The 377-nt window shown below is 53.3% G+C and carries 2 protein-coding genes; both read left to right on the top strand.

Annotation, left to right across the window (positions count from 1 at the left end; translation table 11 throughout):
• The coding region (locus NXS07_RS22615; RefSeq protein WP_258087624.1) for a tail protein X at positions 1-147 on the top strand (147 nt) is incomplete at its 5' end.
• A 3-nt stretch (positions 148-150) separates the two neighbouring features.
• Positions 151-377: phage holin, lambda family (locus NXS07_RS22620; protein WP_258087625.1), on the top strand; the 227-nt coding region annotated here is incomplete at its 3' end.

The following is a 377-nucleotide window of genomic DNA, read 5'->3' on the forward strand; positions in this document are numbered from 1 at the left end:
TATGGCCGCACACAAGGGATTGTTGAGCAGGTGCTTGAAGCTAATCCGGATCTCTGCCTGAGCACCCAGCTTGCCGCGGGTCAATGGGTTGAACTGCCGGATATCACCCCTCCGCCCAATCAGGACATCATTCAGTTATGGGATTAGAACATGGAAAAGCAACCTGATGTATGGGTCGAACTGCTCAATGCCCTGCAAAATTCGTGGCCGCAGATATCCGGCTCTGCTTTGGCAATAGCCATTTGCTACGGGCGTCTGATTTACGATGGCGTAGAACGTAAGAACCGATGGGTTGAAGCGCTGCTCTGTGGTGCCTTGTCATGGAGCGTGTCCAGTGGCTTAGAGATGTTTGGCATTCCCGGTAGTTTTGCGCCGGC

The sequence above is a fragment of the Xenorhabdus bovienii genome (assembly GCF_024721015.1).
Lineage (GTDB): Bacteria > Pseudomonadota > Gammaproteobacteria > Enterobacterales > Enterobacteriaceae > Xenorhabdus > Xenorhabdus bovienii.